The organism is Achromobacter sp., from assembly GCF_050285585.1.
GTDB lineage: Bacteria > Pseudomonadota > Gammaproteobacteria > Burkholderiales > Burkholderiaceae_B > Achromobacter.
The window spans coordinates 1-22808 of sequence record NZ_JBLZXF010000017.1 but is presented as its reverse complement, the minus strand read 5'-3'; the positions used below and the strand labels follow the sequence as shown (position 1 = coordinate 22808).

Below are 22808 nucleotides of genomic sequence, written 5' to 3'. Positions count from 1 at the left end.
CGCTGGGTTCGGCCCATCGTTGCTTTCTACCTTCCGTCCCCGCCCATGCTAGAAATCCGCCATCTTGAAACGCTGACCGCCATCCGCGAGGGCGGCAGCCTGCAAGAAGCCGCCGAACGCCTCCACCTGACCCAGTCCGCCTTGTCGCACCAGTTACGCGACCTGGAAACCCGCCTGGGCACGCCCTTGCTCAACCGGCGCACGCGGCCGGCCCGCCTGACCACCGCCGGGCTGCGCGTGCTGGCGCTGGCGGACGAGGTGCTGCCACGCATCCGCTCGACCGAACGGGAATTGCAGCGGCTGGCCGCCGGCCGCACCGGCCGCCTGCACCTGGCCATCGATTGCCACTCATGTTTCCAATGGCTGATGCCGGCGCTGGACGCCTTCCGCGCGCAATGGCCGGACGTGGCGCTGGACCTGTCGGCCGCGTTTTCGTTCGCTCCCCTGCCCGCGCTGGTGCGCGGCGATCTGGACCTGGTCATCACGTCGGACCCGCAGCCGCTGGACGCGGTCGAATACCTGCCCCTGTTCAAGTACGAGCTGGTGCTGGCGGTGTCGGAATCCAATCCGCTGGCCGGCAGCAAATTCATCATGCCGGACCAACTGGCCGACCAGACGCTCATTACCTATCCGGTGGACAAGCAGCGCCTGGATATCTTCACCGCCTTCCTGGACCCGGCCGACGTGGAACCGGCGGCCGTCCGCAAGGCGGAACTCACCCCCATCATCGCGCAGCTTGTCGCCAGCAATCGCGGCGTGGCGGCGCTGCCGAACTGGGCATTGACGGAATACATGAACCAGGGGTGGCTGCGGCTGTGCAGGCTGGGGCCGCAAGGCGTGTGGCGCACCCTGTACGCCACGGTGCGCAGCGAAGACACGGACGCGTCGTACATCGACGAATTCCTGACGATCACGCGCGACGTCTGCTTCAAGACGCTGTCCGGCATCAAGTCGGCGAAATAGCAGGGCGCCCGCCATCCCGCGGCGGCCGCGGGAGGATCAGTCTTCGTCGCTTTCGCCCAGGATGCGGCGGATCACGTCGTGCGCAAAGCCGCGGCTGGCCAGGAAGCGCGCCTGCTTGGCGTAGGCGGCGCGATCCTCGGGCCTGGCATGGAAGCGCTTCTTCCAGACTTCCAGCGCGCGGTCGTATTCGGTGGCCCGCAGTTGGTCGCGCAATTCGGCGACCTGATTGTCGTCCACGCCATGCTGGCGCAGTTCCTGGACGATGCGCGCCGTGCCCTGGCGCGAAGCGCGCCGATGGACCAGGCCCTGCGCGAAGCGTTCGTTGGACAGCCAGCCTTCTTTCTCCAGCGCGTCGAGAACGGCCTCGACTTCGGATGGGTCTTCGGCATAGGGAGCGAGTTTGCGCGCCAGCTCGTTGCGGGCATGCTCGCGCCGCGACAGATAACCCACGGCGCGCATCTTCAGCGACGGACCGCTGCGCGCGGGCTTGCCGCCCTCCGCGTCATCGGCGGCCTGGCGGCCGCGCGCCGCCGCGCGCTCCTCCGAGCTGCGCCGCCAGCCATCTTCAGCGCCGGCCTCGGCCTCGTCGGGCTCGCGCCGGGCGTCCGACGTGCGGCGCAAGCCCTGGGGCCTGGCGACGGTTTCGAACTCGTCGTCAAGTTTGGCGCGAAGACGGTCGGCTGACGCCTGGGGCGGTTTCCAGCTCATGCGTTTCCTGCTTGCGATGCATAACGGCAGGCCCGTCCTGGCGCCTGCCGCAAGTCGCCGGGCTGCGCCCGGCATCGCCGCGGGGCCTGCCGCGCCCCACTGCAAAGGGCAGGCGGCGAGCCCGCGGGCTTACTCGGCGGTGTCTTCCGCCGTGGGCACGAATTCGGCTGCACGGCTGACGATGCCCTGGTTCTCGCGAACGCGGTTCTCGATCTCGATGGCCAGTTCCTTGTGCTCTTTCAGGTATTCGCGGACGTTGTCCTTGCCCTGGCCGATGCGGTTGCCGTTGTAGCTGTACCACGCGCCGGACTTGTCCACCACGTTGGCGGCCACGCCCAGATCGATGATTTCTCCTTCGCGCGAAATGCCGGCGCCGTACATGATGTCGAACTCGGCCTGCTTGAACGGAGGCGCGACCTTGTTCTTCACGACCTTGACGCGGGTTTCGTTGCCGACGACTTCGTCGCCCTTCTTGATGGAGCCGATGCGGCGGATGTCCAGGCGGACGGAGGAATAGAACTTCAGCGCGTTGCCGCCGGTGGTGGTTTCGGGGTTGCCGAACATCACGCCGATCTTCATGCGGATCTGGTTGATGAAGATGACCATGCAGTTGGTCTTCTTGATGGTGGCGGTCAGCTTGCGCAGCGCCTGGCTCATCAGGCGGGCCTGCAGGCCGGGCAGCGAATCGCCCATTTCGCCTTCGATTTCGGCCTTGGGCACCAGCGCGGCCACCGAGTCGACGACGATCAGGTCGACCGAACCCGAGCGCACCAGCGCGTCGGTGATTTCCAGCGCCTGCTCGCCCGTGTCCGGCTGCGAGATCAGCAGGTCGGCCAGGTTGACGCCCAGCTTGGAGGCGTATTGGACATCCAGTGCGTGTTCCGCGTCGACGAAGGCGCAGGTGCCGCCCAGCTTTTGCATTTCGGCGACGACCTGCAGCGTGAGCGTGGTCTTGCCCGACGATTCCGGACCGTAGATTTCGACGACACGGCCGCGCGGCAAGCCGCCGACGCCCAGCGCGATATCCAGACCGAGCGAACCCGTGGAAACCACCTGGATGTCGTGCGAGACCTCGTTGTCGCCGTAGCGCATGATCGAGCCCTTGCCGAACTGCTTTTCGATCTGCGAAAGCGCGGCGGCAAGTGCCTTGGCCTTTTCCGAGGCGGCGGCCTTGGTGGTTTTGTCGTCCATGTAGAGTCCTGTCTGTAACGTATCTGGTGTCGAAGGGGATTGCGGATCTGGCGGGCCGATCCGGCGCGCCGACCTGGGCAGTGCTTTGGGCTACGGATCAGATTATGGCATCGGATTATACTGTACAAAAAAACAGTGTGCCAATGTTTTGCACGTATACCCTGAGTGGCAAGCCGGCCGGCATATGCCAGAATCCCAGGCGAGCCCGGCGTTTCGTCCCCGTACCCCCGCCGGACCGCCCCAGCCATGGCGCGGGATTTTTTTCTACTGTAGCCCATGCGTATCCTGATCGCCGAAGACGACAGCATCCTGGCCGACGGCCTGTCCCGTTCGTTGCGCCACAATGGCTACGCCGTGGATGCCGTGCGCGACGGGCTTGCGGCCGACTCCGCCCTGGCGGCCCAGCCGTTCGACCTGCTCATCCTGGACCTCGGCCTGCCGCAATTGGCCGGCCTGGAGGTGCTGCGCCGCCTGCGCGCCCGCAATTCCGCCCTGCCCGTGCTCATCCTGACGGCCGCCGACAGCATCGAACAGCGCGTCAAGGGCCTGGACCTGGGCGCGGACGATTACATGGCCAAGCCCTTCGCGCTGTCGGAACTCGAAGCGCGCGTGCGCGCGCTGACCCGGCGCGGCGCCGGCGGCGGCGCGACCCTGCTCAAGCACGGCCGGCTGCTGTTCGACCAGACCGGCCGGGTGGCCATGGTGGACGACCAGACGCTGGACCTGTCGGCCCGCGAAGTCAGCCTGCTCGAGATCCTCCTGACCCGCAGCGGCCGCATGGTCAGCAAGACCCAGCTCGTCGACCATCTGTGCGAGTGGGGCGAGGAAGTCAGCACCAACGCCATCGAGGTGTACGTCCACCGCCTTCGCAAGAAGCTGGAGCCCAGCGGCGTGAAGATCGTGACCGTACGCGGCCTGGGCTACTGTCTTGAGCGGGACCAGGGTGCGGCCTACCTCGCAAGCTGAGCCCGCGCATCCGGAGGCGCTCAACCAGGAAGCACTGGATGTCATGCAAGCCGGTTCCAAGGGACCGAGCTTCGCGCCGCCCCAGCGTTCCCTGCTGGGCGAGATTCTGGACTGGATGCTCGCGCCCCTGTTCCTCCTGTGGCCGATGAGCGTCGCCATCACTTACGTGGTCGCGCAGAACATCGCCAACGTGCCCTATGACCGCGCGCTCGCAAACAATCTCCACGTGCTGACCCGGCAGGTCCACGCGCAGGACGGGCGCGCCGTGCTGAAGATGTCCGACGCGGCGCGCGAGGTGCTGCATGCCGACGAGACCGACAGCGTGTTCTGGCTGGCGCTGGGCAGCCGCGGCGAATACCTGGGCGGCGACCGGGCGCTGCCCCTGCCCTCCAGCGTGGGCCAGCCCCATCCCGGCGAAGTGCAGTACGAGGACGCCACGCTGCGCGGCTTCGGGATACGGCTGGCGTTCACCTGGGTGGACCTGCATCTGCCGAACACGCAGCCCGCGCTGCTGATCGCCGCCGAGACGGTCGAAAAACGCACGCAGCTGGCCAACGACATCATCAAGGGCGTGATCATTCCGCAGTTCGTGGTGCTGCCCGTCGCCGTGCTGCTGGTGTGGTTCGGACTGTCGCGCGGCGTCGCGCCGCTGAACGCGCTGCAGCAGCGGCTGCGCGCGCGCCGGCCCGACGACCTCTCGCCCATCGACGAGCGCGCCGCGCCATCCGAGATCGCGCCGCTGGTGGCGGCCATGAACGACCTGCTGGACCGGCTTTCCTCCAACGTCCAGGCTCAGCGCCGCTTCGTCGCGGACGCGGCCCACCAGCTGAAGACGCCGCTGGCCGGCCTGCGCACCCAGGCCGAACTGGCCTTGCGCGACGCCAGCCCCGAGGAAATGCAATCCAGCCTGCGCCAACTCGTGACCGGTTCGGAACGGGCCACGCGCCTGGTGAACCAATTGCTGCTGCTGGCCCGCGCGGAAAACCCCAGCGCCATCGGGCTGACCCGCAGCGACCTCAATGCCATCGCCTACGAACAGGCCATGCACTGGGTGCCGCAAGCCCTGTCGCTCAGCACCGACCTGGGATTCGAGGGCGCGGACGCGCCCGTGGAGATCAACGGCAATCCCTTGCTGCTTGCCGAGCTCCTCAACAACCTGGTCGACAACGCGCTGCGCTACACGCCCCGAGGCGGCCACATCACGGTGCGCGTGCAGGCCTTGCGCGGGCACGCCGTGCTGGATGTGGAAGACTCCGGCCCGGGCATTCCGCCCGAGGAGCGCGAACGCGTGTTCGACCGCTTCTACCGCGTCCTGGGCACGATGTCCGACGGCAGCGGCCTCGGCCTGGCCATCGTGCGCGAGATCGCGCAGAAGCACCAGGCCAGCGTCGAAATCCACGACCACCCCACCGCGCATTCGTCCCTGCCCGGCATGCGCGTCCGCGTGGTTTTCCCGCTCTACGCGGACCCGGCGCCCCTGTTCGACAGCTAGGACTATCCCTAGCGCCCCCAGGGAAAGAAGCATGTTGTTTCAATTTTAAGATTCGAGTAAGGATCCCGTCAGAACCTCGTCAGCCTCGCCCCCCAATGTTACGTATAGCTCTCGATGTCGGTGTCGCCGGCGGAGGGCGGTGCACGGCGGACCACCGCCGGCAACAAAAACGAGGAGACATCATGAGCACAACAACCATGGCAGGCCGCGGCCCATCCGCGGGTCCGCGCCCGATGACCAAGGATGAGCGCCGCGTCATCTTTGCGTCGTCCCTGGGCACGGTTTTCGAGTGGTACGACTTCTATCTCTACGGCTCGCTGGCGGCCATCATCGCGCAGCACTTCTTCTCGGGCGTGAACCCCACCGCGGGCTTCATCTTCGCGCTGCTCGCCTTCGCCGCAGGCTTCGCCGTCCGGCCTTTCGGCGCGCTGGTGTTCGGCCGCCTGGGAGACCTCGTCGGACGTAAATACACCTTCCTGGTCACGATCGTGATCATGGGCCTGTCCACCTTCCTCGTCGGCGTCCTGCCCAGCTACGCCAGCATCGGCCTGGCGGCGCCGGCCATCCTGATCGGGCTGCGCCTGCTGCAAGGCCTGGCGTTGGGCGGCGAATACGGCGGGGCCGCGACCTACGTCGCCGAACACGCTCCCCAGGGCCGCCGCGGTTTCTACACGTCCTGGATCCAGACCACCGCGACGCTGGGCCTGTTCCTGTCGCTGCTGGTCATCCTCGGCATCCGCACGTTCATGGGCGAAGACGACTTCAAGGCCTGGGGCTGGCGCATTCCGTTCCTGATCTCGGTCGTCCTGCTGGGCATCTCGGTGTGGATCCGCCTGCAACTGAGCGAATCGCCGACCTTCAAGCGCATGAAGGAAGAAGGCAAGGGCTCCAAGGCGCCGATCGCCGAATCCTTCGGCCAGTGGAAGAACCTGAAGGTCGTGATCCTGGCCTTGCTGGGCCTGACCGCCGGCCAGGCCGTGGTCTGGTACACGGGCCAGTTCTACGCCCTGTTCTTCCTGACGCAGACGCTGAAGGTCGACGCGAACACCGCCAACATCATGATCGCGCTCGCGCTGTTGATCGGCACGCCGTTCTTCGTGATCTTCGGCGCGCTGTCGGACAAGATCGGCCGCAAGCCCATCATCATGGCGGGCTGCCTGATCGCCGCCGTCACCTACTTCCCGCTCTTCCAGGGTCTCACGCACTTCGCCAACCCCGCGCTGGAGAAGGCCCAGGCCACGGCGCCCGTCACGGTGATCGCGGACCCGGCCACCTGCTCGTTCCAGTTCAACCCCGTGGGCACCTCGTCGTTCACCAGCTCCTGCGACGTGGTCAAGTCCTTCATGGCCCGCAACTCGGTGAACTACAAGAACGAAGCCGCTCCGGCCGGTTCGGTCGCCAAGGTCAAGATCGGCAATGACGAGTTCGCCTCGTTCGACGGCAAGACGATGCCCGCGGCCGACTTCAAGGCCAAGGTCGCGGAACTGGACAAGGCGCTCACCACCGCGATCCGCAGCCACGGCTACCCCGCCAAGGCCGACCCGGCGCAGACCAACAACGTCATGGTCGTCGTCCTGCTGACCATCCTGGTGATCTACGTGACCATGGTGTACGGCCCGATCGCCGCCATGCTGGTGGAAATGTTCCCGACGCGCATCCGCTACACGTCGATGAGCCTTCCGTACCACATCGGCAACGGCTGGTTCGGCGGCTTCCTGCCTCCGGTAGCCTTCGCCGTGGTCGCCGCAACCGGCAACATCTACGACGGCCTGTGGTATCCGATCATCATCGCGGTGATGACCCTGGTCATCGGCACGCTGTTCGTGCGCGAAACCAAGGACGTCGACATCAACGCCTAACCTTCCATCCCCCGCCGGACGGGACTGCTGCGCCCGCCCGGCCTTTAAAAGCTCCTTATGGAGCTTTTTTTTTGCCCGCTTCCCCGGGGCGTATCGATGACGCGCGGATGGCGGCTTCGGCGTATTTGGCCGATTCAGGACCATGTCAGACCGACGACATTAGACTGGCCGCTCAGATTACGGTCTTGCACCAGGTCCGCCGACGATTGATCCCCCTGTCGGAGGATTGCAGGGTCAGTGTTCTGACACCGATACCGCGTTCCCCGCGAGCCTTTTATGACGCGGTATTGTGTGCTCCCGTACCGGCCCGGCCTTCATTGAGCCGGGCCGCTTTTTTTTTTGCGCAAGCAAACACAAAAAAGGCGACCGCAAGGCGGTCGCCTGCCCCGGGGCCAGCCGGCGGCCCCAAAGATCCCGGGCGATCAGCGGCGCATGCCCACGCCTATCGCCACGACGCCCGCCACGATGGCCGCAATGCCGGCCCACGCCGGGATGGGCACCGACTTCTCGGTTTCGGCGGTAGCCTTCACCGACCCGATCTGCAGCACGGTCTCCTCGGACTTGTAGTTGAAGCCCTTGTAGGCCAGGGCGGCAATGCCCAGCACGATCAAGATGACGCCAATGATCTTCATGTGTTTTCTCCAGTTCGACGTTGCTGCCGCGGACATTAGCGCATAGGCCGGCGGCTGTCAGTGACAGAAGGTGTCGCGCCGCGCTGCCGTATTGCGACGCTTCGGCAATATGCCCGCGTCGTATAGAATCTCCCCTTTTGGCCGACGCTCATGTGGTTCAAGAATCTCAAGATTTATCGCCTCTCCTCGCCGTGGACGCTGATCGGCGACCAGCTTGAAGAAACGCTGGCGCGGCATGCCTACCAGGCCGGCAACAACCTGGAAATGCAAAGCCTGGGCTGGGTCCCTCCCCGCGAAAACGGCGGGCTGGCCCACGTCATCAATGGCCAGATCCTCCTCAGCCTGCGCGCAGAAAAAAAGCTCCTGCCCGGCACCGTCGTGAACCAGGTGGCCAAGGCGCGCGCCCAGGAAATCGAAGAGCAGCAAGGCTACAAGCCGGGCCGCAAGCAGATGAAGGAAATCAAGGAGCGCGTCACCGACGAGCTCCTGCCGCGCGCCTTCAGCGTGTACCGCGACACCCGCGTGTGGATCGATACGCAAAACCATTGGCTCGTCGTCGATGCCGCCGCCTCGGCCAAGGCCGACGAAGTCATTGGCCTGCTGGCCAAGTGCATCGACCCGTTCCCGCTCGAAAACCTCTACGTGGCGCAATCGCCCGCGTCGGCAATGACGGGCTGGCTGGCTGAAGACGAGGCCCCCGTCAACTTTTCCATCGACCAGGACACCGAACTGCGTTCCTCGGGGGAAAGCGGCGCGGCCATCCGCTACGTCAAGCATTCCATCGACGCCGACGACGTGCGCCGCCATATCCAGTCCGGCAAGCAGTGCACCCGCCTGGCCATGACCTGGGCAGACCGCATCTCGTTCGTGCTGACCGAGGGCCTGGACATCAAGCGCGTCGCCCCCCTGGACGTGCTGAAGGAAGGCAACGAAGGCGTGGCCGCCAACGACGACGAGAAATTCGATTCCGACATGATGCTCATGACGGGCGAACTGGCCAAGATGATGGCCGAGCTGGTCGACGCGCTCGGCGGCGAAAAGAAGGTGTAGAGCCTAGCCGGCAGGGCCCGCGCCCCGCCGCCCCAGGCAAATGGAAACGCCCCCCAGGGGGCGTTTTCTATGCGGTCTCGCTGCGGTCCCGGCCCGCCTGCTTGGCCCGGTAGAGCGCCTTGTCGGCGCGATCGATGAGGTAGGCATAGTCTGGATGCCCGTCGAACGTGGCCACGCCGATGCTGGCCGTAATGTGCAGCGGACCGGCCTCGGTCACGGTGAACACATGGCGGCGGATCTCGGCGCCCAGCTTCTCCGCAGCCGCCAGCGCCGCCTCCCGCCCCGCATCCACCAGCACCACCAGGAACTCTTCGCCGCCATAGCGGAACACGAAGTCGCTGGAGCGGCACGACTGATGCAGCACCTCCGCGAACTGGCGCAGCACCTGGTCGCCGCCGGAGTGGCCGTGCTCGTCATTGATGGCCTTGAAATGGTCGATATCCAGCAGCAGGACCGAAAACTCGCTGCGCTGGCGGCGGGCGATCGAAATCTCGCGGCCGACCACCGAGGGCAGGAACCGCCGGTTCAGCACGTTGGTCAGCGGGTCGCTGCCGCTTTCGATCTCGGCCACCATGTCGAACAGGCCGTTGAGCAGATGCTTGATGCGCGCCACCAGCTCCTGCAATTCGCGCACGTGATCCGGCATCGAAGAGGCCTGCCCCGGCGTTTCATTTCGCATCAGCTGCGGCAAGACCTCCTGGTCCAGCCGGGCGACCGCCTCGGTGATCTGCTGCAGGGCCGGCGCGCTTTCGAACATCGCGCCGCCCTTGTGCTGCAGCCACAGCCCGAACTCGGACGCCGCCAGGCGCGGCAGGGCCTGGCCCGGCGCGCGGTAATGCAGGCCGATCAGCACCGCCTGGCTCCATTCCAGCAACGCCGCGCGCTGCCGCTCCCGTTCAGTGGAAATGTTCTGCCCCAGGGCGAAAAGCCGATACGCCTCGTCGTTGCGCGCGCCGCGGCTGATGTCGCGCATGAAGGCGCGGCTCATCTGTTCGACCGCCAGATCGAACAGATTGCCCACATACTGCATGGCGACGGCAACGGCCGGGCCGTCCAGGTCGCTCGCGCGCAGGCGCAGGGCAATCTCGTTCTTCAGGATGCGCGCGCCGGCCATCACCAGATGCATGGGAATATGCACGCGGGCGTGCACCTCGCCCACCTTCTTCTGCGTGGCCATCAGGGCGCCGATGTCGCCCTGATCGCGCACGCACAGCAGCCCCTTCAGCCAGCGGGTCATGCCGCTGTGCAGCCGCGTGGCCACGATGTCATGGGACAGGCGCGGCCCCGCCTCGGCATCCGCCAGCAAGACCGAATAAAACGTATCCACCAGTTGCGCCACGCTGTCGGACACCACCGCCGCGACCTGGCCGCGGGTATAGGCATCGACCGATCGGTAGACGGCCGCCCAGGCCTGCTCGTTGGACGCGCTCAGGTAGCACGCCCGGCCGGGCGTGTCATCGGACCCGCCGGAAGAAGTCGGGATGCCAAGACTGCTTGAAGACATAGATAATCCGCCCGAAGGCTCAAGGGCGCGCCCGGGATGCGGCACGCGACAGGCGCCAGATGCCCTCCCCCCACACGCCGTGCGTGCCTGCCGCCCAGATGGGCGCTTTGCCTTGGGGCGGCCCGGCGGCAAAAAAGCTAGCGCGGATTATGCTTGAAAACCCCTGCAAAGGCGGGCCAGGCGGCCTTGCCGCAGGGGTATTCGGGGTGGCCGAGCCGTCAGTCCAGGCCGTGGAAGGCCGAATCGTCCGGCCCGACGTGCGAGGGGTGCTGCCAGGTCACATCGCGCATCGAGTGCTGGACCAGGCCCTCTACGCCCAGCAGCACCGCGAAGATCGCCATGCGGATGGGAATGCCGTTATCCGTCTGGCGGAAGATCGCCAGGCGCGGATCGTGATTCAGATCCACGCTCAGGTCGTTGGCGCCGGGGCGGCTGTCGCGCGGCAGCGGGTGCATCACGATGGTCTCGGGGCTGCAATAGGCATCGATGATTGCGCGATTGATCTGGAAGTCCGGCGTGTAGCCTTCGTTCTCTTCATTGGCAAAGCGCTCTTTCTGCACGCGCGTCGCATAGATCACGTCGGCGCCGGCCAGGCCGTCGGCCAGCGAGCTCTTCTGTTCGATCACGTTGCCGTTGCGGCTGGCCTGGTCGATGATGTAGGACGGCATTTCCAGGCCCTTGGGCGACACCAGCGAGAACTTCACGTTCTTGTACAGCGCCATCAGCTTGATGAGCGAATGCACCGTGCGGCCATACTTCAGGTCGCCGACCATGGCGATGTGGGCGCCGTCCAGCAATTTGCCCAGGCGCGAGAACTCGGTCAGGATCGTGTACAGGTCCAGCAGGGCCTGGCTGGGGTGCTCGCCCGGGCCGTCGCCGCCGTTCACCACGGGAATATTGGTGGCGCGGGCGAATTCGGCGACCGAACCCTGGTCGGGATGGCGAATGACCATGGCGTCGACGTAGCCGCTCATGACACGGCTCGTGTCGTAGATGGACTCGCCCTTGGCCATCGACGAAAACGTGAAGCCCGTGGTGTCGCACACCGAGCCGCCCAGGCGGCAGAATGCCGAACCGAAGCTCACGCGGGTCCGGGTGCTCGCCTCGAAGAACAGGTTGCCCAGCACCGCGCCTTCCAGCACGCGCGACACCTTCTGGCGACGCGCGATGGGCTGCATCATGTCGGCCACGCGGAACAGGTCTTCGACGGACTCGCGGGTGAACTGGTCCACCGACAGCAGTTGATGCTTGCCTTCCACGGCAATACGGTCGCGCAACGGGCCTTCTTGTACGCTTTGCGTATATTTTTCCAGCAAAACGCCGTTCTGCACGATTTCGCTGACGAAGCGCTGCACCACCTCCGGCATCGCCCGGAATTCCTGCGACCCCTCGGGCAGCAGCCAAGTGTCCAAGGCCCGGCGCTTGACGCCGATGCGGGTGGCGAAAACGTCACGCGTCAGGTTGAGGCGCCGCATGGCGTCGCGCAGGAAGGCTTGCTGGGAGATGGTCATGGCGGGCCCCAAAGAGGAGGATTTATATACGCAGTGCGCATATTATTCTCAACACATACGCAAGTCCAACATTTTTGCGCACAAGGGTTTACCCCAAATCAACGACTCACATAGGCCGTCATCTGAGGAGGATCCGTAACGGCCTGCGCGGCCGCCAGCCAGCAGGCCGCGCAGAAGGCCAGCGCGCTCAGCAGGTAGCAGATCGCGGCCAATATCTGCGTTGGCCAATGCGCGCGCGTCAGATGTCCGGTGTAGCCTTGGCGCAACAAACTGACCTGGGCCAGGTAGGCGAACAGCATCCCCAGGCAGCCCGCCAGCAGCCCGGCCAGCAGCAGCTCCAGCGGCAATTGCAGATCCGGCGCGGCGATGTCGCCGCCCACGATACCCAGCGAAAACCCTGTCAGGATCAGCGCGGCGCCGCCATTGAGCCAGCCCAGGAAACGAAACGCCCCGACCAGCAGCGAGAACGATACGGCGCCGGCGCGGATCTGCTGGGAGCGGATATCCATGGATCAGCCTTCGGCGCCCTTGCGGCACACCGGCGTGGCGCTCTGGATGGACGCCTTGGCCGCCGCGATCTCGGCCGCGTCCCACGGCCCTTCGCCCAGCACGGTGACGGTCACCTTGGACGTCGAGGGCGTGTCGGTCTCGGCGGAGATCAGTTCCAGCACCTTGGCGGGCTCCGTCACTTTATAGAGCTGCACCTCGTCCGGCGCGCCTTTCTCGCCCTTCACGTGACGCCAGGCGTAGGCCACGTTGTACGCATGCTGCACCTGGACGTGGCAGACGCGCACGTATTCGCCCGCGCGGCGGAAAGCCGCCTCGTAGTTGGTATTGACGCTGAAGGTTTCCTTCACGGCGGCATCGGACTCGTAGACGCCTCGGCTCGCGCAGCCGGCCAACAACCCGGCCGCGACCACCATTCCCACCCACACAGACTTGCGCATGACACTTCCCGCTTCGAGATTCGGATTTCCGTGATTATGCCCCAGCCCAAAACGGGCCCGGGCCGCCGCCGCAAGGCGGGCGAGCCGCCACGAAAAAGCCGCGCGTGAAATGCTGGAGCATTTCACGTGCGGCCTTGAGCCCGTATCGCGACGGCCGGGCGAGCCCGCTACTTGGTGGCTGCGCCTTCTATCTTTTCCCCGCCGCGCTGAATGTCCTTGCCAGCACCCGCAACAGTGTTGCAGCCCGCCGAAAGCGCGGCGATCGATAGCAGCATGACGAGAAAGACCTTGTTTTTCATGAATATCTCCTGTCTGGCCGAGAAAAGCGAAACCCAGCATACCGCAAAGCCCTCGACTTGGGGATCACCCTCCCGCCCCGCCTGTCGCGAAATTGCCGGCAATGGATTAGGATGCGCAAATGATCAAGAAACATGTATCGCAGAGCGCCGGATCCTCCCCTCAAGGCTGGGGTTGGGAACAGCCTCAATGCCGCGGACAGGCGGCTTTGGCCCTGTTCATCGATGATCTGCATCGAATTCTGCAGGCGCACGCCGCGGGCAAGCTTGCGGACAGCAGCACCCTGGCCGATGCGCAGCGCGACGTGAACGAGCTGCTGGCCCGATATAACGAAATCGGCGCCGCGCCGGATATTTTCCTCGGACAGTCTGTCGAACTTAAGGAAGGCGTGGACCGCAACGGCGTTTCCCATACGGTGCCGATTTTTTCGGCGCGCCTGAAACAATCATTGGTATCGATGCTGGGCCAGGCTGGCTGACGCACAGCAGGCCCGGCGGCAGGACCAGGAAGAGAACAGCTATAGCAGGAGACCCATAATGAGTACGGACAATGTCGTCGAGTTTCTCCGACTGCTGTCGCTGGATGTCACCCTGGGCGCGGCCGCCCAGCACGCCGCCGGCCAGCCCGACGCTCCGCAGGCCCTGGCACGGCTGGCCACCACGCATGGCCTGCCCTGCAGCGCGGCGGATTGGTCGTCTTTCGCCCGCAACTGCCTGGACACCACGAATCCCGCCGAGCAGGAAGCCGGCGCCGAAGAAGCCCCCATCTGGCAATTGGTCCAGGATCCGGCGCACGGCACCAGCATCCCGGCCAGCGCCATCACCCAGGTGATCGGCATCATCACGCAGCCCGAGGGCGGTCCGCCGGTCGTGGGGCATGTCGTCGGCGATCTGGCGCCGCGCGCCCCCGCGGGCATGACGCGCTACTCGTCGAGTTCCTGAGCGCGCGCCTGGCCCGCCGCCAGGAAATCCATCACACCGGCAGCGGCGGCGACACCGCTCGCCATGCAGGCCGTCAGCAGGTAGCCGCCCGTCGGCGCCTCCCAATCCAGCATCTCGCCGGCGCAGAATACGCCGGGCGCCGAATGCAGCATCAGGCCCGGCGAAAGCGCATCGAAACGCACCCCGCCCGCCGTGCTGATCGCCTCGTCTACCGGCCGTGGCCGCGCCAGTCTCAACGGCAGCGCCTTGATGCGCAGGCCGAGCCGCGCCGGGTCGCGGAAATCCTCCGCCGTCGCGCATTCGCGCAGCAGGCCCGCCTTGACGCCCCGCAATCCCAGGCGGCTCTGCAAATGGCTGGACATGGAGCGCGCGCCGCGCGGATGAGCCACCGCCGCCATCACCTTTTCCTGGGGCCAGTCTGGCAGCAGGTCCAGCATGGCGATCGCCTCGCCCTCGGCCTCGATCCGGTCCCGCAGGTGCGCCGACAGCGCATAGACCAGGCTGCCTTCGATGCCGGTTTGCGAAATGACGAATTCGCCCTGCCTGGCCAGCCGCGCGCCCGCGGCGGTCGCGCAGGCCATGGCCACGGACTTCACGGGCTGCCCCGCGTTGCGCTCGCGGAAGTGATCCGACCAGTCCACGTCGAAGCCGCAATTCGCGGCGCGCAGCGGCGCAACGCCGATGCCATGCGCCTGCAGGCCCGCTACCCAGGCTCCGTCCGAGCCCAGCTTGGCCCAGCTACCGCCGCCCAGGGCAAGGATCACGGCATCCGCCGCATAGACGCGCTCGCCCTCGGGCGTATCGAAGCGCAGCGCGGCGGCGCCCGGCCGCGAACCGGCCGGCCACCCGAGCCAGCGGTGCCGCATGTGCAGCCGCACGCCCCGGGCGCGCAGCCTGGCGAGCCAGGCCCGCAACAGCGGCGCGGCCTTCATTTCCTCGGGGAACACGCGCCCCGACGAGCCCACGAAGGTCTGGATGCCGAGCTCGCGGGCCCACTCCCGCAGGCCGTCGGCATCCAGCGCCGCCAGCCACGGCGCCACCTGCGCGGCGCGGTCGCCGTAGCGGGCCAGGAAGGGGCCCGAGGGCTCGCTGTGGGTCAGGTTCAAGCCGCCCCGCCCCGCCATCAGGAATTTGCGCCCCACCGAGGGCATGGCATCGAACACGTCCACCTGCACGGCGCGCTCGCTCAGCCTTTCCGCCGCCATCAGGCCGGCCGGACCGCCGCCGACGACGGCAACGCGCTTGACGGACGGACTCATGGCGCCGCCGCCTTCAGGCCGACGGGATGGACAGGCGAAGCACAGTGCATGGAAGAGAAATCGGGAGGACGGCGGGAAAGGACGCGGACGCGCCCCGGCGAGGATTGTCGCACAGCCCCGCCGATGAAGCCTCCCGACGCGATAAACGCCCCGAAGGGCGTTTATTGAGCGATGGCGCCAAGTCCTTGTTATGGCGGGGAAAAGCCGACATGCGCAGGGGCTATCCCAAGGCTTGTCCACAATCGCTGTGGGCAAGTCCCCCGGACGCCGGCACCCCGCCGATCCGGCGCGCCTTTCCCTAGGCGCGGATCGCGGCCTGCATCGGCCCCGACCAGGGCTTGGCGTCCAGCTCGAAGCGCAGCTCCTGGAACTCGCCATCCACGGAAACCGAACGCAGCAGTCCGGCATCCAGGGCCTGGCCAAGCGCGCGGCGGCACAGGGTTTCGGGGTCGTCGGGCAGGGATTGGAATACGCCGTCCGGTATGCGCAGCCGCAGCAGCGCCTGGGGATCGCCGCGTTCCGCCGGGCGGCCGATATGGATATGGGCGGGATAGCCGTGAGGGCACCAGATGCCCACGTGGTACTTGCCTTCAGCGCCGGTGTCGGCGACGTAGCCGGGATGATCGTATTTTGCTGTTCCCATGGACCCTCCTCGAATGCGGCAACCTAGCGCGCGTGACCCATCGTAGCGCAGGGGCGCCGCCCTGTGCGGCCCCGCGCCCCCGGGAAAGCCCGGGCTGGAACAAAGGTTTGACCCAAGGCAAGCGCGAGGCCGGCAAAGCAAAAAAAAGCCGCGACATGATCGCGGCTTTTTTTAGAGGAGAGGCGCATCCGATGCGCCGCCCGGCTGTCCGGGTCCTGCTTGAAACTGGTTGCGGGGGCAGGATTTGAACCTACGACCTTCGGGTTATGAGCCCGACGAGCTGCCAGACTGCTCCACCCCGCGTCTGATGTGTGAATCATACATCATTTTGAAATCTTGTGCAGCGCACCCACGGAATTTTTTTGGGTTCCGGCCATTTCCCGGTGGAAAAAATCGCTTGCCCGACGCAATAGGCGACGCGCCAGGCCGGGCCGTTCCAGGCAAAGCACCTCCGCGCGGCCGATGGCCGTTATGCGCGCCACCCCGCCGTAGGCCAGGCCGTGCCCTTCGCCCGCATTGACGCGCACGGAAATGGCGCAAGGCAGGCCGCCCGCGGCTTCCGGGCCGGTCGGCGGCTCATCGATGCGCACGCTGCCGTCGACGCAGACGACGGTGGCGCCGGCGCGCAGGACGAGTTGCTGGCAGGCCCCGGCGGCCAGCACCAGGCGGCGCGCCTGGGCATCGGGGACGAAATTCGAGTTCATGGTCATCTCCTGTCGGACATACCCAGGCTACGCGCCCCCTGCTATGCGCAACAGCCACACAAACTGTCTTTCTGTACCGATGCAGATCCTCGATTTCCTCGCTGTTATGGTGTACTTTCCCGGAATCTGTGCCTACCTGCATTCCAGCCCCGGGGAGGATGATCGGCGCATGGACCCGCAACCGCTCTATCTACGCCTGGCCAATCACTACCGCCGCGCCATCCAGGCGGGCGTGCTCGCGCCGGAGCAGCGCATGCCCTCCGTGCGCACGCTGGTGCGCACCCACCACGTCAGCCTCTCCACCGCGCTGCAGGCCTGCCGCCAACTGGAGGACGACGGCCTGATCGAAGCCCGGCCGCGTTCCGGGTATTTCGTCCTGAAACCGCGCCGCGCCCGCATTCCCCCCGTGGACGAACCTGATATCCGACAGACGCTGGGGGCCGCGCAGTACGTGGGCATCCACGATCGGGTGTCGGATTTCGTGGCCAAGTGCGAGGCCCATCCCGTCAGCGCCAACTTCGCGCTGGCCGCGGCGGTGCCCGAGGCCTATCCGATGGAAGCGCTCAAGCAGGCCATGACGCGCGCGCTGCGCCAGTCGCCCCAGGTGCTGGTCAGCTCCGTCCCCCCGCAAGGGCATCCGGCGCTGCGCACCGTGCTCGCGCGCCGGGCGCTGGCCAATGGCATCAATGCGGCGCCCGACGACGTCATCGTCACGCATGGCTGCATCGAGGCCCTGAACCTGGCGCTGCGCGCAGTGGCCCGCCCCGGGGACACCATCGCCGTCGAGTCTCCCGCCTACTTCGGCCTGCTGCAGGTCCTGGAAAGCCTGGGCATGCGCGCGCTGGAAATTCCCACCAGCCCTCAGCACGGGCTATCGATCGAGGCGCTGGACCTGGCCTTCCAGACGCACGGAAACATCCGCGCGGTGGTCGTGGTGCCCAATTTCCAGAACCCGCTGGGCTGCGTCATGCCCGAAGCCGAAAAGGCCAGGCTGGTGGCATTGTGCGAACGCCAGCAGGTGCCGCTGATCGAGGACGACACCTACGGCGCGCTGACCGACGACGACACGCCGCTGCCCGCGGCCAAATCCTGGGACGCGACCGGCAATGTCATCTATTGCTCGTCCATGCACAAGACGCTGGCCCCGGGGATGCGCCTGGGCTGGCTGATCGGCGGACGCTGGAAGGCCCGCATCGCCATGCTGAAATTCGCCCAGAGCCGCCCCAACGAACCGCTCGCGCAGATGGCCGTGGCGGAATTCATGGGGGCGCGCGCATACGATCGCCATCTGTCGCGGCTGCGCCGGCACCTGAAGGCCCAGCGCGACCAGACCGCCGAAACCATCGCCGCGCATTTCCCCCAGGGCACCCGCCTGAGCATGCCCCGGGGAGGCATGCTGCTTTGGGTGGAAATGCCGGGCGGCCGCTCGGGCATGGATGTTTTCGAGACCGCCCTGCGCCAGGGCATACGGGTCGCGCCGGGCTCCATGTTCTCGAACGGCACCCGTTACGACCATTTCCTGCGCATCAGCTGCGGACAGCGCATCTCGCCCGATATCACCCAGGCCCTGCAGACCCTGGCCCGCATCGTGGGCGAGCGGCCGAAGAAATGAACCCGGCGCTGCATCAATTCATCGTGGACTACGGCCTGTGGGCGGTGCTGGCCGGCACGTTCCTGGAAGGCGAAAGCGTGGTGGTGCTTGCGGGATTCCTGGCGCACCAGCGCCTCCTGCACCTGCCCGAGGTCATGCTATGCGCATTCGCGGGATCTTTCGCGGCCGACCAGTTGCTCTTCTACCTGGGCCGGCGCTATCGCGACCATCGCTACGTCAGCCGGATCCGAGAGCAGCCCGCCTTCGAGAAGGCGTTGGCGCTGATCGACCGCTATCCCCATGGCTTTATCCTGACCCTGCGCTTCCTGTATGGCCTGCGCACGGTGGGTCCCGTGGCGCTGGGCGTGTCGCGCGTATCGCCGCTGCGGTTCCTCGCGTTGAATGCCATCGCGGCCGCCATCTGGGCGCTGTGCTTCAGCGCGCTGGGCTATGCGTTCGGGCAGACCATCGAATCCATGCTCGGGCGCCTGCATGGCGTCGAGACCAAGCTGGCGGTGGCCGCCGCGATCGGCGCGGCCATCGCGCTTGCCTATCACCTGTACGCCAGGCGCCGGAAGTAGCCGCCGGCGTCAGACCACCAGTTGGCCGCTCGCCCGCAGCACATGGCGGCGGCGGGCCTTGCGGTACCAGGCCCCGATCAACGGCAGGCGCGCCAGGCGGCGCAGGATGGGATGGCGCTGGTCGAAGTCGTGCCAGGCCTTGAAGCCGTGCCCCATGCGCTCCCAGCTCTGGCGCGCCTCGGGCGAGAGTTTGCCGGGGTCGAACGCCGCCAGCTTTGCCGCTTCCGAAACGCGCATCGCCATCGATCCGTCCCGGCATTCCATTGAATACTGATTCCGCATGGGGGCGCATATTACCCGGCTTGGGCGCCCCGTGACGACCTCCGCGGGGAGCTGTGCAAATGCGCGGCGGGAGCCGCCTTTGAGCGCCGTCGGCAAGCCCTTGTAATCAAAGGAATTTGCGCAGCTATGCCCGCGCTATCCCAAGGCTTGTCCACAGAAGTTGTGGGTAACTCCCCCGTTTTGCCGCGCCTACTTCAGGGCCGCCGTGATCATGTCGCGCACGCTTTCGAATCCCGCCACGTACTGCGGATTCTCGGAGCGGGCCAGCAGGCTGGAGTAATTCTGTTCCAGCTGGGCTTCGATCGCCTCGCGCAGGCCGGGCGAAGCCTTGACCAGATGCAACATCGACAGCAGGGTCGAGTTCAGCGCGTCGATACGGCCGCCCTGGTGCGAAATGGTATGCACGATGACGGCGATTTGTTCCTGGATGTCCATGGGTAAGCCTCCTGGCATTGAAAGTCGGCGCAAATCCTAGCACGCGTCCCGCCCGGGCCGGCGCTAGGCAAGCCCGGCGCGGCGCGCTAGCATGAAAGCGTAGCCGCAAGGGCGCCCAGGCGCACGCCGCCGGCCCCGTTTCGCGGCGCCCGCAGCCCAACGGAGCGCGCCCATGAAGACGATCCAGAACTATGTTCCCCCGGATGCCCGGTCCCTGCGGCGCCTGCAGGACAGGCTGGGATACAGCGACGCACGCATGACGGAACTTGCGGGCCTGGACGCGGCCGCCCCCTGGCCCAGTTTTGTCGGCGGCCCCGAGCCGCGCTCGCTGGGCCGGCAACGCCTGTTCTTCGTGGCGGCCCGCCTCGCCCTGGACGAAGACACCTGGCAACGCGTGCTGGCCTCCATGCACGAATTGGGCGCGCGCTTCGACTACGCGGAACCGCAGGCCGCCAGCGCCCCGCCGGCTCCGGAGCCCGCGGCGGACGAAGAGCGCAAGTTCGGCATGCTGCTCATCAGCCGCAACGGGTCTTTCCACGAAATGGAGCAGTTGCGCGAATTCGCGCATTTCGCCCATGAGTTCGACGTCAGCCGCTTCGTGCACGCCGCGTTCTACGACAGCGACATCGATCTCTGCCGCTTCAGCTTCGCCGACCATGACGGCCTGGACGCCGCCAGCCGCGACCGCATCTTCGACGCGGCGCGCAAGACCATCACCCGCTTCGAGTTCGATGGGCGGATCTACCAGGGCGGCATTCCGCCGGAATCGGACGGCTAGGGCCTGTCCACGCTGAAAGGAACCTGGCGCAGGCCGGGCCCCGCACCCGCGCCGCATTGACGCGGGCCGGCCGGGGCCTGTACCGTCGGCAGTCTCGCCCTCGCGCCCAATGCCACCGCCCCACGCATGAACGAAAGACTCGACGCCATCGACCGGCAATTGCTCAGCCTGCTGCAGGCCAATGCGCGCGAACCGGCCGCCATTCTCGCGCGCAAGCTCGGGCTGGCCCGCACCACCGTGGTGGCGCGCATTGCCCGACTGGAGCGCGAACACATCGTGGCCGGCTACGGCGTGCGCCTGGGACGCCTGCTGGAAGAGGCCGCGGTGCGCGCCTATTGCTTCATCAGCGTGCTGCCCAAGACGCCCGCCGCGGTGATCCGCGAGCTCGAGAAAATGCCCGAGGTCGAGGAAGTGTCGTCCGTCAGCGGCCCGTACGACTACCTGATCTTCCTGCGCTGCGAAACCCATGAGCAGCTTGATGCGCTGCTGGACCGGATCGGCCTCATCGACGGCGTCAAGCAAACCCAGACCTCCATCGTGCTCAGCCGCAAGGTGGACCGCCGCAGCGCCGTGGGCGCGCCGTGAAATGATGGTGTAATGATGTCTACCGCGATTTCAGGACCCTCCATGCTTGCTCGTCTTGCCCCCGCCGCCGCCCTGCTCTTCCTTCTGGCCGCCTGTTCCAGCATGAGCGAGGTCACTTCCGTCGGCAAGGACACCTACAGCGTCACCTACAGTTCCGGCACCCAGCTGCTGACCTGGGTCGAACTCAAGAACCAGACGCTGCAACGCGCCGAACAGTACTGCCAGTCCATCGGACGCAAGCTGCAGAAGCCGAAGATCACCTCCAACCATGCGACCGGCCTGGGCTCCAAGCGCGCCACGGTCACCTTCGAATGCGGCGCCATCGAACCGCCGAAGGAAGACAAGCAGTAACGCCCCCCCCCGGCCGCGCCCGCGAACGGGTGTAGCATTATCGGCATCGCAACCCCGACACCAAGCACCGTGAACACCTCCCTGCCCGTGGGAATCACCATGGGCGATGCCGCAGGCATCGGCCCCGAAATCGTCGTCAAGGCATGCGCACAGGGCCTGGGCGCGCCTTGCGTGGTGTACGGCGACGCCGGCGCGCTGCGCCGCGCAGCGACCCAGCTGGGCGCCAGGCTGACGGTGAACGAGATCGCCGATGTCGGCGAAGCCTGCGCCGACGCGGGGCATATCGACGTCATCGCCTGCAGCCCCGCCCTGCCCGCCGACCTGCCGCTCGGGCGGGTCGACGCGGCCGCCGGGCGCGCGGCCTATGACTATGTGTGCGCCGCCATCGACGACGCGCAGGCCGGCCGCATCCGCGCCATCGTCACCGCGCCGCTGAACAAGAAATCCATGCACGCCGCGGGAATCGACTACCCCGGCCACACGGAAATCCTGGCCGAGCGCTCCGCCACGCGCGACTTCGCGATGATGCTCGCCAATGACGAATTGCGCGTGCTGCTGGTGACCATACACGTGGCGCTGGCCGACGTGATCGCGCGCATCACCCCGGAAGCCGAACTGACAGCCTTGCGGCTGGCCGACAGGGCCTGCCGGCAAATGGGCATCGCGCATCCCCGGATCGCGGTGGCGGGCCTGAATCCGCATGCCGGCGAAGGCGGGAAGTTCGGCCGCGAAGACATCGACATCATCGAGCCCGCGGTCGCCGCCGCCCGCGCGCAGGGCATCGACGCCAGCGGCCCCTGGCCCGGCGACACGATCTTCATGCGCGCCCGGCGCGGCGAGTTCGACATCGTCGTGGCGCAATATCATGACCAGGGCCTCATCCCGGTGAAGTACCTGGGGCTGGACCATGGCGTGAACGTGACCGTCGGGCTGCCCTTCGTGCGCACCAGCGTCGATCACGGCACGGCCTTCGATATCGCAGGCAAGGGCCTGGCCGACCACGCCTCGCTGGTGGCGGCGTTCGACCTCGCGCTCGCCATGACTCCCTGAACGCGGCAAGCGCCGCCCCATCGGTATCGCCCTCGAAGCCGCGCCTTGCGCGCGGCCGACACCTGCCTGTCAGGAAGGCGGGCCGCCCCGAGTCTACAATACGCCCCGTTTCCGGCGCCTTGCGGCGCTTTCCGTCCGTCCCCCGATCCTCCAATGTCACGCCTTGCCCGCCTTCTTCCCGACCGCTTCACCCTCTACCTGATCTGCACCGTCGTCATCGCCAGCATCCTGCCCGCCCACGGGCAAGGCGTGGTCGTGTTCGGATGGATTACCAACATCGCGGTCGGCCTGCTGTTTTTCCTGCACGGGGCGCGGCTGTCCCGCGAAGCGATCATCGCCGGCCTGACGCACTGGAAGCTCCACCTGACGATCTTCTCGGCGACTTTCCTGATGTTTCCCGTGCTGGGCCTGGCGCTCAAGCCCGTGCTGGAACCGCTGGTCACGCCCGAGCTGTACCTGGGCATCCTGTTCCTGTGCTGCCTGCCCGC

At 66.6% G+C, this 22808-nt stretch carries 27 protein-coding genes and 1 tRNA gene; 14 read left to right on the top strand and 14 right to left on the bottom strand.

The genetic code is table 11. The features are described 5' to 3' along the window. Positions 1-45: 45 nt before the first annotated feature. A complete protein-coding gene (locus ACN6PJ_RS20310) occupies positions 46-963 on the top strand; it encodes a LysR substrate-binding domain-containing protein (RefSeq protein ID WP_427997615.1) in 918 nt (305 codons plus the stop codon). A 36-nt stretch (positions 964-999) separates the two neighbouring features. Here ACN6PJ_RS20310 and recX read toward each other — a convergent pair whose 3' ends face one another. Both recX and recA read right to left on the bottom strand, forming a co-directional pair. Beyond that, positions 1000-1671, bottom strand: coding sequence for a recombination regulator RecX (gene recX, locus ACN6PJ_RS20305; protein ID WP_427997614.1), 672 nt, complete (start codon positions 1669-1671; stop codon positions 1000-1002). A 129-nt stretch (positions 1672-1800) separates the two neighbouring features. Then, complete coding sequence (gene recA, locus ACN6PJ_RS20300; protein WP_043548914.1) at positions 1801-2862, bottom strand: recombinase RecA; 1062 nt, start codon at positions 2860-2862, stop codon at positions 1801-1803. A 276-nt stretch (positions 2863-3138) separates the two neighbouring features. Between recA and ACN6PJ_RS20295 the strand changes: the two genes are divergently transcribed. From ACN6PJ_RS20295 to ACN6PJ_RS20285, 3 genes are all read left to right on the top strand, one after another. Then, a complete protein-coding gene (locus ACN6PJ_RS20295) occupies positions 3139-3828 on the top strand; it encodes a response regulator transcription factor (RefSeq protein ID WP_043548919.1) in 690 nt (229 codons plus the stop codon). Positions 3829-3943: 115 nt separating this feature from the next. After that, positions 3944-5320, top strand: a complete 1377-nt coding sequence (locus ACN6PJ_RS20290; protein ID WP_427997688.1) for a sensor histidine kinase N-terminal domain-containing protein — start codon at positions 3944-3946, stop codon at positions 5318-5320. 197 nt (positions 5321-5517) lie between these two features. After that, entirely contained in the window at positions 5518-7179 is a 1662-nt protein-coding gene (locus tag ACN6PJ_RS20285) for an MFS transporter (protein ID WP_427997687.1), read from the top strand. Between the two features lie 422 nt (positions 7180-7601). On the opposite strand, the gene ACN6PJ_RS20280 is transcribed toward ACN6PJ_RS20285, so the two are convergent. After that, a complete protein-coding gene (locus ACN6PJ_RS20280) occupies positions 7602-7811 on the bottom strand; it encodes a hypothetical protein (protein ID WP_043548922.1) in 210 nt (69 codons plus the stop codon). Between the two features lie 150 nt (positions 7812-7961). On the opposite strand from ACN6PJ_RS20280, the gene ACN6PJ_RS20275 reads away from it, so the two are divergent. Beyond that, the gene (locus ACN6PJ_RS20275) at positions 7962-8861 is read left to right on the top strand and encodes a recombination-associated protein RdgC (RefSeq protein WP_427997613.1); all 900 of its coding nucleotides are present in this window, start codon (positions 7962-7964) and stop codon (positions 8859-8861) included. A 67-nt stretch (positions 8862-8928) separates the two neighbouring features. Here ACN6PJ_RS20275 and ACN6PJ_RS20270 read toward each other — a convergent pair whose 3' ends face one another. The 5 genes from ACN6PJ_RS20270 to ACN6PJ_RS20250 form a co-directional block, all read right to left on the bottom strand. Continuing rightward, positions 8929-10365, bottom strand: a complete 1437-nt coding sequence (locus ACN6PJ_RS20270; protein WP_427997612.1) for a diguanylate cyclase — start codon at positions 10363-10365, stop codon at positions 8929-8931. 218 nt (positions 10366-10583) lie between these two features. Continuing rightward, positions 10584-11876 carry an aspartate carbamoyltransferase gene (locus tag ACN6PJ_RS20265; RefSeq protein WP_427997611.1) on the bottom strand — a complete coding sequence of 431 codons (1293 nt, stop codon included), beginning with the start codon at positions 11874-11876 and terminating at the stop codon, positions 10584-10586. A gap of 98 nt (positions 11877-11974) precedes the next feature. Next, positions 11975-12385 (bottom strand): hypothetical protein, encoded by a 411-nt coding sequence (locus ACN6PJ_RS20260; RefSeq protein ID WP_427997610.1) that lies wholly within the window; start codon positions 12383-12385, stop codon positions 11975-11977. A gap of 3 nt (positions 12386-12388) precedes the next feature. Then, complete coding sequence (locus ACN6PJ_RS20255) at positions 12389-12823, bottom strand: BPTD_2524 family lipoprotein (RefSeq protein WP_427997609.1); 435 nt, start codon at positions 12821-12823, stop codon at positions 12389-12391. Positions 12824-12990: 167 nt separating this feature from the next. Then, on the bottom strand, positions 12991-13122 hold the full coding sequence (locus ACN6PJ_RS20250; RefSeq protein WP_042792633.1) for an entericidin A/B family lipoprotein: 132 nt from the start codon (positions 13120-13122) through the stop codon (positions 12991-12993). A 206-nt stretch (positions 13123-13328) separates the two neighbouring features. Between ACN6PJ_RS20250 and ACN6PJ_RS20245 the strand changes: the two genes are divergently transcribed. Together ACN6PJ_RS20245 and ACN6PJ_RS20240 are read left to right on the top strand one after the other, a co-directional pair. Further along, positions 13329-13598, top strand: coding sequence for a hypothetical protein (locus tag ACN6PJ_RS20245; protein ID WP_231570458.1), 270 nt, complete (start codon positions 13329-13331; stop codon positions 13596-13598). 58 nt (positions 13599-13656) lie between these two features. Beyond that, on the top strand, positions 13657-14061 hold the full coding sequence (locus ACN6PJ_RS20240) for a hypothetical protein (RefSeq protein ID WP_427997607.1): 405 nt from the start codon (positions 13657-13659) through the stop codon (positions 14059-14061). Here ACN6PJ_RS20240 and ACN6PJ_RS20235 read toward each other — a convergent pair. From ACN6PJ_RS20235 to ACN6PJ_RS20220, 4 genes are all read right to left on the bottom strand, one after another. After that, complete coding sequence (locus ACN6PJ_RS20235; protein WP_427997606.1) at positions 14043-15320, bottom strand: TIGR03862 family flavoprotein; 1278 nt, start codon at positions 15318-15320, stop codon at positions 14043-14045. The two genes, ACN6PJ_RS20240 and ACN6PJ_RS20235, sit on opposite strands and share 19 nt — an antisense overlap. Before the next feature lie 298 nt (positions 15321-15618). Further along, the gene (locus ACN6PJ_RS20230; RefSeq protein WP_043548941.1) at positions 15619-15963 is read right to left on the bottom strand and encodes a hypothetical protein; all 345 of its coding nucleotides are present in this window, start codon (positions 15961-15963) and stop codon (positions 15619-15621) included. Between the two features lie 226 nt (positions 15964-16189). Further along, positions 16190-16266 (bottom strand) — tRNA-Met (locus ACN6PJ_RS20225). Between the two features lie 20 nt (positions 16267-16286). Further along, entirely contained in the window at positions 16287-16667 is a 381-nt protein-coding gene (locus ACN6PJ_RS20220; RefSeq protein WP_427997605.1) for a hypothetical protein, read from the bottom strand. A gap of 169 nt (positions 16668-16836) precedes the next feature. Here ACN6PJ_RS20220 and ACN6PJ_RS20215 point away from each other — a divergent pair, with 169 nt between their 5' ends. Both ACN6PJ_RS20215 and ACN6PJ_RS20210 read left to right on the top strand, forming a co-directional pair. After that, on the top strand, positions 16837-18279 hold the full coding sequence (locus ACN6PJ_RS20215) for a PLP-dependent aminotransferase family protein (RefSeq protein ID WP_427997604.1): 1443 nt from the start codon (positions 16837-16839) through the stop codon (positions 18277-18279). Next, positions 18276-18839: a DedA family protein gene (locus tag ACN6PJ_RS20210; protein ID WP_427997603.1), complete on the top strand. Its 564-nt coding sequence runs from the start codon at positions 18276-18278 to the stop codon at positions 18837-18839. Before ACN6PJ_RS20215 ends, ACN6PJ_RS20210 begins: the two co-directional genes overlap by 4 nt. A 9-nt stretch (positions 18840-18848) precedes the next feature. On the opposite strand, the gene ACN6PJ_RS20205 is transcribed toward ACN6PJ_RS20210, so the two are convergent. Both ACN6PJ_RS20205 and ACN6PJ_RS20200 read right to left on the bottom strand, forming a co-directional pair. Continuing rightward, positions 18849-19076 (bottom strand): hypothetical protein, encoded by a 228-nt coding sequence (locus ACN6PJ_RS20205; protein WP_427997602.1) that lies wholly within the window; start codon positions 19074-19076, stop codon positions 18849-18851. Positions 19077-19310: 234 nt separating this feature from the next. Continuing rightward, positions 19311-19556 carry a hypothetical protein gene (locus ACN6PJ_RS20200; RefSeq protein ID WP_129528610.1) on the bottom strand — a complete coding sequence of 82 codons (246 nt, stop codon included), beginning with the start codon at positions 19554-19556 and terminating at the stop codon, positions 19311-19313. A gap of 172 nt (positions 19557-19728) precedes the next feature. Here ACN6PJ_RS20200 and ACN6PJ_RS20195 point away from each other — a divergent pair, with 172 nt between their 5' ends. The 5 genes from ACN6PJ_RS20195 to ACN6PJ_RS20175 all read left to right on the top strand — a co-directional run. Further along, a complete protein-coding gene (locus tag ACN6PJ_RS20195) occupies positions 19729-20334 on the top strand; it encodes a hypothetical protein (protein WP_427997601.1) in 606 nt (201 codons plus the stop codon). Between the two features lie 126 nt (positions 20335-20460). Next, positions 20461-20919 carry an Lrp/AsnC family transcriptional regulator gene (locus ACN6PJ_RS20190; RefSeq protein WP_427989422.1) on the top strand — a complete coding sequence of 153 codons (459 nt, stop codon included), beginning with the start codon at positions 20461-20463 and terminating at the stop codon, positions 20917-20919. Positions 20920-20961: 42 nt separating this feature from the next. Further along, complete coding sequence (locus ACN6PJ_RS20185; protein WP_427997600.1) at positions 20962-21270, top strand: hypothetical protein; 309 nt, start codon at positions 20962-20964, stop codon at positions 21268-21270. Positions 21271-21339: 69 nt separating this feature from the next. After that, entirely contained in the window at positions 21340-22320 is a 981-nt protein-coding gene (pdxA, locus tag ACN6PJ_RS20180) for a 4-hydroxythreonine-4-phosphate dehydrogenase PdxA (protein WP_427997599.1), read from the top strand. A gap of 153 nt (positions 22321-22473) precedes the next feature. Continuing rightward, positions 22474-22808, top strand: a 335-nt coding sequence (locus ACN6PJ_RS20175) for a bile acid:sodium symporter (protein WP_427997597.1), incomplete at its 3' end; no start/stop codon positions are given.

Coding starts and splice junctions, on each gene's coding strand:
- ACN6PJ_RS20310 (WP_427997615.1), top strand. CDS start 46: ATGCTAGAAATCCGCCATCTTGAAACGCTGACCGCCATCCGCGAGGGC.
- recX (WP_427997614.1), bottom strand. CDS start 1,671: ATGAGCTGGAAACCGCCCCAGGCGTCAGCCGACCGTCTTCGCGCCAAA.
- recA (WP_043548914.1), bottom strand. CDS start 2,862: ATGGACGACAAAACCACCAAGGCCGCCGCCTCGGAAAAGGCCAAGGCA.
- ACN6PJ_RS20295 (WP_043548919.1), top strand. CDS start 3,139: ATGCGTATCCTGATCGCCGAAGACGACAGCATCCTGGCCGACGGCCTG.
- ACN6PJ_RS20290 (WP_427997688.1), top strand. CDS start 3,944: ATGCTCGCGCCCCTGTTCCTCCTGTGGCCGATGAGCGTCGCCATCACT.
- ACN6PJ_RS20285 (WP_427997687.1), top strand. CDS start 5,518: ATGGCAGGCCGCGGCCCATCCGCGGGTCCGCGCCCGATGACCAAGGAT.
- ACN6PJ_RS20280 (WP_043548922.1), bottom strand. CDS start 7,811: ATGAAGATCATTGGCGTCATCTTGATCGTGCTGGGCATTGCCGCCCTG.
- ACN6PJ_RS20275 (WP_427997613.1), top strand. CDS start 7,962: ATGTGGTTCAAGAATCTCAAGATTTATCGCCTCTCCTCGCCGTGGACG.
- ACN6PJ_RS20270 (WP_427997612.1), bottom strand. CDS start 10,365: ATGTCTTCAAGCAGTCTTGGCATCCCGACTTCTTCCGGCGGGTCCGAT.
- ACN6PJ_RS20265 (WP_427997611.1), bottom strand. CDS start 11,876: ATGACCATCTCCCAGCAAGCCTTCCTGCGCGACGCCATGCGGCGCCTC.
- ACN6PJ_RS20260 (WP_427997610.1), bottom strand. CDS start 12,385: ATGGATATCCGCTCCCAGCAGATCCGCGCCGGCGCCGTATCGTTCTCG.
- ACN6PJ_RS20255 (WP_427997609.1), bottom strand. CDS start 12,823: ATGCGCAAGTCTGTGTGGGTGGGAATGGTGGTCGCGGCCGGGTTGTTG.
- ACN6PJ_RS20250 (WP_042792633.1), bottom strand. CDS start 13,122: ATGAAAAACAAGGTCTTTCTCGTCATGCTGCTATCGATCGCCGCGCTT.
- ACN6PJ_RS20240 (WP_427997607.1), top strand. CDS start 13,657: ATGAGTACGGACAATGTCGTCGAGTTTCTCCGACTGCTGTCGCTGGAT.
- ACN6PJ_RS20235 (WP_427997606.1), bottom strand. CDS start 15,320: ATGAGTCCGTCCGTCAAGCGCGTTGCCGTCGTCGGCGGCGGTCCGGCC.
- ACN6PJ_RS20230 (WP_043548941.1), bottom strand. CDS start 15,963: ATGGGAACAGCAAAATACGATCATCCCGGCTACGTCGCCGACACCGGC.
- ACN6PJ_RS20220 (WP_427997605.1), bottom strand. CDS start 16,667: ATGAACTCGAATTTCGTCCCCGATGCCCAGGCGCGCCGCCTGGTGCTG.
- ACN6PJ_RS20215 (WP_427997604.1), top strand. CDS start 16,837: ATGGACCCGCAACCGCTCTATCTACGCCTGGCCAATCACTACCGCCGC.
- ACN6PJ_RS20210 (WP_427997603.1), top strand. CDS start 18,276: ATGAACCCGGCGCTGCATCAATTCATCGTGGACTACGGCCTGTGGGCG.
- ACN6PJ_RS20205 (WP_427997602.1), bottom strand. CDS start 19,076: ATGCGCGTTTCGGAAGCGGCAAAGCTGGCGGCGTTCGACCCCGGCAAA.
- ACN6PJ_RS20200 (WP_129528610.1), bottom strand. CDS start 19,556: ATGGACATCCAGGAACAAATCGCCGTCATCGTGCATACCATTTCGCAC.
- ACN6PJ_RS20195 (WP_427997601.1), top strand. CDS start 19,729: ATGAAGACGATCCAGAACTATGTTCCCCCGGATGCCCGGTCCCTGCGG.
- ACN6PJ_RS20190 (WP_427989422.1), top strand. CDS start 20,461: ATGAACGAAAGACTCGACGCCATCGACCGGCAATTGCTCAGCCTGCTG.
- ACN6PJ_RS20185 (WP_427997600.1), top strand. CDS start 20,962: ATGCTTGCTCGTCTTGCCCCCGCCGCCGCCCTGCTCTTCCTTCTGGCC.